The sequence below is a fragment of the Streptomyces sp. SID3212 genome, assembly GCF_009865405.1.
Lineage (GTDB): Bacteria > Actinomycetota > Actinomycetes > Streptomycetales > Streptomycetaceae > Streptomyces.
The window spans coordinates 1-9,281 of the sequence record NZ_WWJY01000754.1 but is presented as its reverse complement, the minus strand read 5'-3'; the positions used below and the strand labels follow the sequence as shown (position 1 = coordinate 9,281).

Below are 9,281 nucleotides of genomic sequence, written 5' to 3'. Positions count from 1 at the left end.
TGATCCGCGTGGGCGAGTGGCTCGACGCGCTGGCGGACGCACCGGCAGGCGGCACGACAGGCCAGGACGACGACCCCCGCGCCCGCGTCCTCGCCGTGGCCGAGCCCGACGTCGTCCGCGCCGCCACGGCGCACGCCCTCGGCGCACCCCCGGAGGCGTTCTGGCGGATCGACGTACGCCCCCTGTCCGCCGTCGAGCTGAGCGGACGCGGCGGACGCTGGAACCTCCTCGCCGGCCGCCCGCTGCACACCCGGCCGTGAGGCGACAGTCCGCGAGGAGACCGGCCCCAGCAGCGTCGACGCCCGATTGTCAGACCCGGGTCCTACAGTGCGAGACATGGACATCGAAGCACCGCCGGTACGGATCGAGCCCTGGTCGGAGGACGACCTGGGCCTGCTCCGCGCCGCGAACGCGCCCGAGTTGATGCACCACCTCGGCGGCCCGGAGACCGAGGAGGCGCTCGTCAAGCGGCACGCACGCTACGTGGCCCTGAGCGCGGACCGTACGGACAAGGGCCGGATGTTCCGCGTCGTGCTGTCGTCGTCGGGGGAGGCCGTCGGCACGATCGGGTTCTGGGAGCAGACCTGGCAGGGGGAGCAGGTGTACGAGGCGGGGTGGGCGGTGCTGCCCGCGTTCCAGGGACGGGGCCTGGCGGTCGCCGCGACCAGGGCCGTGGTGGAGGCGGCGCGGGCCGCGAAGAGACACCGCTACCTGCACGCGTTCCCCTTCGTGGGGAATCCGCCGTCGAACGGGGTGTGCCGCAAGGCGGGCTTCCTCCTCCAGGGGGAGTGCGACTTCGAGTACCCGGCGGGACACCCCATGAGGTGCAACAACTGGCGGCTGGACCTGGAGGCCGCACCCGTACGCCCGGCACCCGTACGCCCGCAATTGCCTGGCCCGCTCCCTCCCCCGGTGACATCCTGACGGCGTGAACGGACCCGAGATCCAGCTCAGCGTCACCCCTGACCTGCACCTTTTCGTCGCGTCCGCCCGACGCCAGGGCCCCACGGCCCTCGTCACCGACGGCTCGTCCACCCTGGGCCACGTCGTGGAGTCGCTCGGCATCCCGCTCACCGAGGCGGGCCCCGCGCTGGTGGACGGCCGGCCCGTGCCCTTCTCCCACATCCCCGCCGAGGGCGAGACCGTGGAGGTACGGGGCGTGGCCCGGCCGCAACAGGTGCCGGGGGCACCCCTGCGCTTCCTGCTGGACGTCCACCTCGGGACGCTCGCCCGCCGGCTGCGGCTGCTGGGCATCGACGCGGCGTACGAGAGCGAGGACCTCGGCGATCCGGCCCTGGCCACGCTGTCGGCCACCGAGCGCCGGGTGATGCTCTCGCGGGACCGGGGGCTCCTGCGGCGGCGCGAGCTCTGGGCCGGGGCGTACATCTACAGCGACCGCCCCGACGACCAACTCCGCGACGTACTGGAGCGCTTCGCGCCCACGCTCACACCGTGGACGCGCTGCACCGCCTGCAACGGCGTGCTCGGCCCGGCCGACAAGGAGGCCGTAAGGGAACAGCTGGAGCGCGGCACGGAGCGTACGTACGACGTCTTCGCCCAGTGCGAGTCGTGCGAGCGCGTGTACTGGCGGGGCGCGCACCACACAAGGCTGGCGGCGATCGTCGAGGAGGCGGTCCGCGAGTTCGGACACCACGCGGCGGCGTGACGGACCGGACCCACGTCAGGATCAGGACCAGGGACAGGGTCAGAAGATGTAAGGGTCCCCGGTCGCCGGTGCCAGCACGCGGTGGTGGTCGTTCTCGGGGTTACGGTCGCTCGCGCCGCCGTTCCAGGCGGTGTCGACGTCCACGACCACCTCGGCCGGGGCGCCCGGCGCCAGGAGGTCGAGCGCGGTTCCGTGGGCCCGTCCGCCGGCGCGCAGTTCGCCCGTACGGCACAGCACCGTCCTGTCCCCGCCCCACAGGCAGGCGGGAGGCAACAACTGCCCGGGTGCCAGGTGGACCGAGAAGTCCAGGCGTACGGTCGCGTCGGGCAGCCCGGACGGACCGTGGTTCTCGGACCCGATCCAGACGTGCAGCTGCCCGTCCCGCAACGACACCTGCCCGTGGTGGGCGAGATCGGCCTCGGGCGCGATCGGCGCGGGAGCTGGGTTCGATGCCGGAGGGGGAGCGGAAGCGGAAACTGGAGCGACCGCCGTTCCGGATCCCGCGCCCATCACCACCGCCGTGACGGCGGACACCACGACCAGGAGCGACCTACGCATGACAGTCATGGCGCGAACATAATCATCATCACACCGCGATCCTGACCAACCGTCAGCCCGGCGCGCCCCCTCTCACCCGCGTGGCAGCCCGCGGACGCCCCCTCAGGGGCAGCCCACCGCCCCCGCGAGGCGTTCACGGCCCGCCTATCCTGGGGCCCTGTCGCTCACACGCACGAAGGGTTACGCCATGACCGCCCCGGAGACCACCCGCACCGCCGTCATCACCGGAGCGAGCAGCGGCATCGGCGCCGCGACCGCACGGCAGCTCGCCGCCGCCGGTTACCACGTCGTCGTCACGGCACGCCGCAAGGACCGGATCGAGGCGCTGGCCGAGGAGATCACCGCCGCCGGGCACCGCGCCACGGCCCACACCCTGGACGTCACCGACCGCGCGGCCGTCGACGCCTTCGCCGCCGGCCTCGAAGGCCGGGGCTCGGTGGACGTACTCGTCAACAACGCCGGAGGCGCGCTCGGCGCCGACCCCGTGGCCACCGGGGACCCCGCCGAGTGGCGGCAGATGTTCGAGACGAACGTCATCGGCACGCTCCACGTGACCCAGGCCCTCCTGCCCGCGCTCACCGCGACCGGCGACGGCACGGTGGTCGTCCTGTCCTCCACCGCCGGCCACGCCACCTACGAAGGCGGCGCGGGTTACGTGGCCGCGAAGCACGGCGCGCACGTCCTCGCCGAGACCCTCCGCCTGGAGATCGTCGGCACACCGGTCCGGGTCATCGAGATCGCACCGGGCATGGTCAAGACGGAGGGCTTCGCGACGACACGCTTCCACGGCGACGAGGAGCGGGCGGCGAAGGTGTACGCGGGGGTCGCGGAGCCCCTCACGGCGGACGACGTGGCGGACACGATCACCTGGGCCGTCACCCGCCCCAGCCACGTCAACATCGACCTCCTGGTGGTCCGCCCCCGCGCCCAGGCATCGAACACGAAGGTCCACCGGGAGCTGTAATGGCAGGGGGCGGCAGCAAACGGCGGCCGGCCCCACCCGAACAACCGAGCGGCTAGCCCACCCGCCCGACCTCGGCCAACTCGCGGATCGCCGCCCGCATCACCTCGTCCTGCACAAACCCCCGCCACCCGCCCCAGTACGCCAACCGCCCGTCGTACGCGAGCGACCGGCGCAGCACCTCGCCCGTCGCCGGAGTGAACGAGCCGATACGGGTCAGGCCATGGACCGCGCTCAGCATCACCGGGAGACACCGGCCTTCGGGCAGCGGCCGGATCGTCTCCTCCAGCGCCGCCACGCTCGCCTCCACCTCCCCCGTCACCGCCCACAGGGCGACCGCCGCCTCCGTCAGCGCGTCCTCCCGCCACTCCCCCAGCGCCCCGGCGAGCGCACGGCCCGTCTCCCCGTCGTCCGCGGCGGCCACGCGCCGCATCAGGGCACGTACCTCGGGCAGGAGCCCGCCCGCGTGCGCGCGCAACGGACCCAGCACCTCGCGGATCCCGGGCAGTGTGGGGACGAAGTACGAACGCTCCGACGAGTGGACGTCACGCGTACCGAACACACGCGGGGCAGCGTGCAGCCGCTCCACCAGCCCCGGCAGTGCGCGCGGGTCCCCGAGCCGGGTGAGCCCCCACAGGGCGGTGTCCGCGACGGTGGCGGCGCCGCGCCGCGCGCCTCTCCCCGTACCGCCGCCGGTTCCCGTGTCGTGGAGACGGTCGGCGAGCCGGTCCGCGTACGGCGCGGCGGCGCTTCCCAGCACGGCGAGGAGATGGGCGGCCTCCAGCCGGACGCCGGGGTCCGGGTCGTCCAGACACGCGCCGAGCACCGGCAGCAGAACGGGTACGGGTGACCGCCACCGCATCAGCAGCGACCCGGCCTCCGCCAGAGCGGCCACGCGTACGTCGGTGTCGGACGCGGCGGCGAGCAGCCCCGTCACCAAGCCGGTCGCCGACCGGGGTTCGTCGGCCAGGAGTTGGTAGGTACGGGTGACGAGGTGCCGGATCGTATGGTCGGCCCACCCCGCCTCCAGCGCGGCGCGCGCGTCCGGAGCGGCGAGGATCTCCACGAGCGCGCCGAGACAGCGGGCAGGCACCGCCGGGTCGACGCGCGCCCACGCGTGCACGGCGGCGAGCCGCAGGGCGGGCGCGTCCCCTTCGACGAGATCCTCCAGGACCGCCCGTACGTCCGCCGATACGCCCCCGTCCCCGGGCACCACCAGGTCGCCCGCCCCCACCACCGCGCCCAGCGCGAGCACCACCTCCACCCGCGCGGCCACGTCCTCCTCATACCGCCAACGCTCCGACAACCACGCGACGTTCTCCCGGACGGGCCCCCCACCCACCGCAAGCAACCCGACGGCCGCCCGACGCATCGCCGGATCACCATCCGCGAGCAGAATCCGCACGTCCCCCCGACACCGCTCCCACGCCCCGGCCCACCCGTCGTCCACAAGCTGCGGCGCGGCGGTCCTGGCGGTCTCGGCGAGCCCGCCGATGGTCTCCATGACCTCGACGCGCGCGGCCACCACCGGATCCCGGGCGAGCCCGAACAGAAAGGGCAACGTGGCGGTGGCGGCCGACCCCACCCAACCGCCCTGATGACACAACAGGTTGTGCAACGTGTCCCAGGCGTCCGCCGCCCCCTCGGCGTCACCCGAGGCAATGCCCCGCACCAACCCGGGCACGTCCTCGGCCGCCCCGTAGTGGTGCCTCAACCGCGCCCAGGAAATGGCGTCGAGCAATTCCATGCCCGGCAGGATCCCACGAAGCCGATCATGGATCCGATGCCGGGGGCAACGGCGTCATGGTCGCCGGGAAGCGGCCCACCGAGTTCCACCGGTCCCGCCGCGCGGCGTCCCACCGCGCGGGGTTCCACCGGCGAGTCGGCTCCCGCCACGTGATCCGAAGCCGACCCACCCGTTCACCCCTTCACCCGTTCACCCCTTCACGCAAATGACCTGCTTCAACTTCGCGACGACCTCCACCAGGTCCCGCTGCTGCTCGATCACCTTCTCGATCGGCTTGTACGCGGACGGAATCTCGTCCACCACACCCGCATCCTTACGGCACTCCACGCCCCTCGTCTGGTCCTCCAGATCCCGGGCCGTGAACCGGCGCTTCGCCGCGTTCCGGCTCATCCGCCGGCCGGCGCCGTGCGACGCCGAATTGAACGACGCCTTGTTTCCCAGTCCCTTGACGATGTACGAGCCGGTCCCCATCGACCCGGGAATGATGCCGAAGTCGCCGCTTCCGGCGCGGATCGCACCCTTCCGTGTCACCAGAAGGTCCATTCCGTCGTAGCACTCTTCCGACACGTAGTTGTGGTGGCAGGAAATGACCTCTCCGAAGGTCACATTCGCCTTCTTGAATTCGCGACGAATCACGTCCTGCGAGAGCGCCATCATGATCGCCCGGTTGTACTTCGCGTACTCCTGCGCCCAGAAGAGGTCGTTCCGGTATGCGGCCATCTGCGGTGTGTCCGCGACGAAGACGGCCAGGTCCCGGTCGACCAGCCCCTGGTTGTGCGGCAGCTTGTGGGCCTGCTGGATGTGATGGTCCGCCAGCTCGTTGCCGATGTTGCGGGAACCCGAGTGCAGCATGATCCAGACCGAGTTGTCCGTATTGAGGCAAAGTTCCCAGAAGTGATTGCCCCCGCCGAGCGTTCCCATCTGCTTCGTCGCCCGGTCCTGACGGAACTTGACCGCCTCCGCGATCCCGTCGAACCGCCCCCAGAAGTCGTCCCACCGCGCCGCCGGGAACCCGTCCATCCCGACCGGGTCCACCGCCTCGTCGTGCATCCCCCGGCCGACCGGGATCGCCTGCTCGATCCGGGAGCGCAGGCGGGAGAGGTCGCCCGGGAGGTCGTTCGCCGTGAGGGACGTCTTCACCGCCGACATGCCGCAGCCGATGTCGACCCCCACCGCCGCCGGGCACACCGCGCCCTGCATCGCGATGACCGAGCCGACCGTCGCGCCCTTGCCGTAGTGCACGTCCGGCATCACGGCCAGGCCCCGCACCCACGGCAGTGTGGCGACATTCCGCAGCTGCTGCATTGCGATGTCCTCGACCGACGCCGGGTCCGTCCACATGCGGATCGGGACGTTCTCGCCCGGTACCTCTACGTACGACATAATTCCTCGATCCCCCGAAAAAGTCAGAAAGCGCAAAAACCGGAACCGCGGCAGTCAAAAGACCCACCCGACCAGCATCGACGGCGACGCGTGCGATACACATTGTGTCCATCGACCGTCAGGCGGCGGCAAACTGTTTTCGTACGGCCTCCCGTCGGCCTCCCGCGCGCGACCGCGCGCGGGGACCCGCGCGGAGACCCGTACGGGGACCACGCGGGCCGCCCGCCCGGCACCCGCCCCACCGACAGCAGCACCCCCTTCACAGCACCTCGTGCGGCAGCTCGTGCAGCACCTCGTACAGAACGGAGCCCGGGACCGTGCAGCGAAAAGCGCGAAAGGCGTACGTACCCGGCCTGGTGGCGCTCCTCGTGGCGGTGGCCGCCGGCTGTACCGGCGCCGGAGGCGGCGACGGTTCCACGACCGACCCCAAGCCGGGCGGCCCCACCCCCGTCGCCTCGCCGGGCAAGTACCGCACGCTCCGCGAACCCTGCGGATCCGTGCCGCGCGCCACGCTCCAGGAGCTGCTGCCCACCACACCCGGCCTCGCCGAGGAGCAGCAGGAGAAGATCTACCGGGGCACGGCCGCCGTGACGTACGACACGGACCGCCGCGTCGGGTGCAGCTGGAAGGCCGACTCCCCGGACGCCTCCCACCAGCTCGTCATCGACGTCGAGCGGGTGGTGTCGTACGACCCCGCCGTGAGCGACGACGACCGGGCGCAGGAGGTCTACGCGCGCAAGGAGACGGCGGCGGAGCTGCCCGCGCCGGGCAGCGGCAGCAGCAGCGGCAGCGGCGACGGCGCGGGTACCGGCTCCCCGTCCCCCGGCAACACCCCGACGGACGGCACCTCCCCGGACGACGCCGCCACCGCCTCCGGCGCGACCACCCAGACCGTCTCCCCCTCGGCCACCACCTCGCCCTCCCCCGGCTCGTCCACCGGCGCGCCCGGGACGCCCGGCGCGCCCGTTGAGGGTTTGCAGCCGCGCGTCCTGGACGGTCTCGGTGACGCGGCCTTCCTGGACGACGCCGTCGCCCGCTCCGGATCGGCCGCCCAGAACCGGACCGTGAGCGTGGTGTTCCGCACATCGAACGTGATCGTCACCGTCCAGTACACCGAACAGCCGGCCCACCCCACCGACGTCCCCGACAGCGCGCAACTCCAGGAAAGGGCACGTGGCCTGGCCCGGAAGCTCGCCGACGAGATGAACGAGTAGCCGGTCCCGCGCCCGGTCCGCGGGTCTCGCGGGTGACGGACGTCCTCCCGTTGCGGGGGCCACGCACGCGGCGCGGCGGTTACCGTGGCCGATCGGACCGTACGACCGTAGGACCGTACGACCACCTGACCGCCATTGACCGCCACCGACGCCACCGACGGCCGCCCACCGCCCCTGACCGACCCAAGGAACACTGAAGGAACCATGCGCCGATCAGCCTCGCGACTCACCCGCCTCCTCGCCTGCGCCGCCGTCCCGGTGATGCTCGTTGTCGCCGGCTGCTCCTCCGGCTCCGACGACAAGAGCGAAGCGGACACCTCCAGCGCCCCCGCCCCCAAGGCGTCCGCCACGGTCGAGCCCGCGAAGTACAGCGGCCTGCCGGACTCGTGCGACACGATCAGCCGCGCGACGGTCGACTCACTGGTGCCGAAGGCGAAGATCAAGGGTGGTTCGGCGGGGAAGTCGAGCGACATCTCCACCCGGAGCAGCTGCTCCTGGAACGGCCTGGACGACAACGGCGTCAAGGGCTCGCAGTACCGCTGGCTGGACGTGTCCCTCATGCGGTACGACTCCGACGTGACACTCGGCTCCGGCGCGAAGCGCGCGGGCGCGCAGTTCACCAAGGAGGTCGCGGCGGCGACGTCCACGGAGGGCGCCAAGTCCCTCAAGGCGACCCCGTCGACCGATGTCGGCGACCAGGCGACCGTCGTCACGTACACGCTCAAGAAGACCGGCGAGGACTTCGCGTACGTGACGGTCGTGGCGCGTACGGAGAACGTCGTCGTCACCCTCACGTACAACGGCGCGGGCTACGCGGGCGCCAAGTCCCCGAGCAGCGCGGATCTGACGAAGGACGCCGTGTCGGCGGCCCAGGGTGTGGTGACGGAGGTCGCCACCGGGTCGGGTGACTCGCCGGACGCCCCGGCGAGCGGCTCGGCGTCGAAGAAGGCCTCCCCGTCGGCGAGCGCCAAGTCCTAGGGCGCACTGCCCCTCTCTTACGAACGTCCCGCCGGCCCCGCCGACCCCGCCGCCCTAAAACGGTTTGACATCGTTTCACGGTCGCTCCGCGTCGTTATCTCCCCATTTCCACGGAGCCCTGCCGTTACCGGACGGCCGGGCTCCACGCCACACGCCACGCCGTCCGCACACATGTGCCAGGCTGTGCCCCGCCAGAGGTCGAAGTCCCCGTGCGATCCGTGTGATCGACGCGCCGGGGGTGTCGAACCACGGGGCCGAATTCGGGAGGGGATCGCGGGTGGCCGCGATGCAGCTGACACGCACGCACCGGATACTCATCGGGGTGGTGGTCGCCGGAGCGGTGGTCATCGCCGCGATCGGTTTCGCGGGGTCGTACGCCGCCGTGCGCGAACTCGCCGAGGAGAAGGGCTTCGGGAAGTTCTCACTGGTCTTCCCGATCGGCATCGACGCGGGCATCTGCGTCCTGCTCGCGCTGGACCTGCTCCTGACGTGGATCCGTATCCCCTTCCCGCTGCTGCGCCAGGCGGCCTGGATCCTGACGACGGCCACCATCGCCTTCAACGGCGCGGCGGCCTGGCCCGACCCGCTGGGTGTCGGGATGCACGCGGTGATCCCGCTGCTGTTCATCGTCGCCGTCGAGGCCGCGCGGCACGCCGTCGGCCGGATCGCCGACATCACGGCCGACAAGCACATGGAGGGCGTGCGGCTCACGCGCTGGCTGCTGTCCCCCGTACCGACGTTCATGCTGTGGCGCCGGATGAAGCTGTGGGAGCT

General features: G+C 72.0%; 10 protein-coding genes. 7 read left to right on the top strand and 3 right to left on the bottom strand.

Going from position 1 to position 9,281, the window contains the following annotated elements; translation table 11 throughout:
• The 3 genes from GT042_RS22855 to GT042_RS22845 all read left to right on the top strand — a co-directional run.
• Nucleotides 1-260, top strand: a 260-nt coding sequence (locus GT042_RS22855) for a histidine phosphatase family protein (RefSeq protein WP_161310599.1), incomplete at its 5' end; no start/stop codon positions are given.
• Between the two features lie 76 nt (nucleotides 261-336).
• A complete protein-coding gene (locus GT042_RS22850; protein WP_161310598.1) occupies nucleotides 337-924 on the top strand; it encodes a GNAT family N-acetyltransferase in 588 nt (195 codons plus the stop codon).
• Nucleotides 925-928: 4 nt separating this feature from the next.
• Complete coding sequence (locus GT042_RS22845; RefSeq protein ID WP_161310597.1) at nucleotides 929-1,666, top strand: Mut7-C RNAse domain-containing protein; 738 nt, start codon at nucleotides 929-931, stop codon at nucleotides 1,664-1,666.
• Nucleotides 1,667-1,705: 39 nt separating this feature from the next.
• Here GT042_RS22845 and GT042_RS22840 read toward each other — a convergent pair whose 3' ends face one another.
• Nucleotides 1,706-2,233 (bottom strand): hypothetical protein, encoded by a 528-nt coding sequence (locus tag GT042_RS22840; RefSeq protein ID WP_202533506.1) that lies wholly within the window; start codon nucleotides 2,231-2,233, stop codon nucleotides 1,706-1,708.
• Between the two features lie 178 nt (nucleotides 2,234-2,411).
• Between GT042_RS22840 and GT042_RS22835 the strand changes: the two genes are divergently transcribed.
• Entirely contained in the window at nucleotides 2,412-3,188 is a 777-nt protein-coding gene (locus tag GT042_RS22835; protein ID WP_161310596.1) for an SDR family NAD(P)-dependent oxidoreductase, read from the top strand.
• 52 nt (nucleotides 3,189-3,240) lie between these two features.
• Here GT042_RS22835 and GT042_RS22830 read toward each other — a convergent pair whose 3' ends face one another.
• Nucleotides 3,241-4,932, bottom strand: coding sequence for a hypothetical protein (locus GT042_RS22830; protein ID WP_161310595.1), 1,692 nt, complete (start codon nucleotides 4,930-4,932; stop codon nucleotides 3,241-3,243).
• Between the two features lie 189 nt (nucleotides 4,933-5,121).
• Nucleotides 5,122-6,315: an RtcB family protein gene (locus GT042_RS22825; protein ID WP_161310594.1), complete on the bottom strand. Its 1,194-nt coding sequence runs from the start codon at nucleotides 6,313-6,315 to the stop codon at nucleotides 5,122-5,124.
• A 317-nt stretch (nucleotides 6,316-6,632) separates the two neighbouring features.
• Between GT042_RS22825 and GT042_RS22820 the strand changes: the two genes are divergently transcribed.
• The 3 genes from GT042_RS22820 to GT042_RS22810 form a co-directional block, all read left to right on the top strand.
• Complete coding sequence (locus tag GT042_RS22820; RefSeq protein WP_161310593.1) at nucleotides 6,633-7,529, top strand: DUF3558 domain-containing protein; 897 nt, start codon at nucleotides 6,633-6,635, stop codon at nucleotides 7,527-7,529.
• A gap of 204 nt (nucleotides 7,530-7,733) precedes the next feature.
• Nucleotides 7,734-8,507 (top strand): DUF3558 domain-containing protein, encoded by a 774-nt coding sequence (locus GT042_RS22815; RefSeq protein ID WP_161310592.1) that lies wholly within the window; start codon nucleotides 7,734-7,736, stop codon nucleotides 8,505-8,507.
• 277 nt (nucleotides 8,508-8,784) lie between these two features.
• A partial coding sequence (locus GT042_RS22810; RefSeq protein WP_161310591.1) for a DUF2637 domain-containing protein occupies nucleotides 8,785-9,281 on the top strand: 497 nt, incomplete at its 3' end.

Coding starts and splice junctions, on each gene's coding strand:
- GT042_RS22850 (WP_161310598.1), top strand. CDS start 337: ATGGACATCGAAGCACCGCCGGTACGGATCGAGCCCTGGTCGGAGGAC.
- GT042_RS22840 (WP_202533506.1), bottom strand. CDS start 2,233: ATGACTGTCATGCGTAGGTCGCTCCTGGTCGTGGTGTCCGCCGTCACG.
- GT042_RS22835 (WP_161310596.1), top strand. CDS start 2,412: ATGACCGCCCCGGAGACCACCCGCACCGCCGTCATCACCGGAGCGAGC.
- GT042_RS22830 (WP_161310595.1), bottom strand. CDS start 4,932: ATGGAATTGCTCGACGCCATTTCCTGGGCGCGGTTGAGGCACCACTAC.
- GT042_RS22825 (WP_161310594.1), bottom strand. CDS start 6,315: ATGTCGTACGTAGAGGTACCGGGCGAGAACGTCCCGATCCGCATGTGG.
- GT042_RS22815 (WP_161310592.1), top strand. CDS start 7,734: ATGCGCCGATCAGCCTCGCGACTCACCCGCCTCCTCGCCTGCGCCGCC.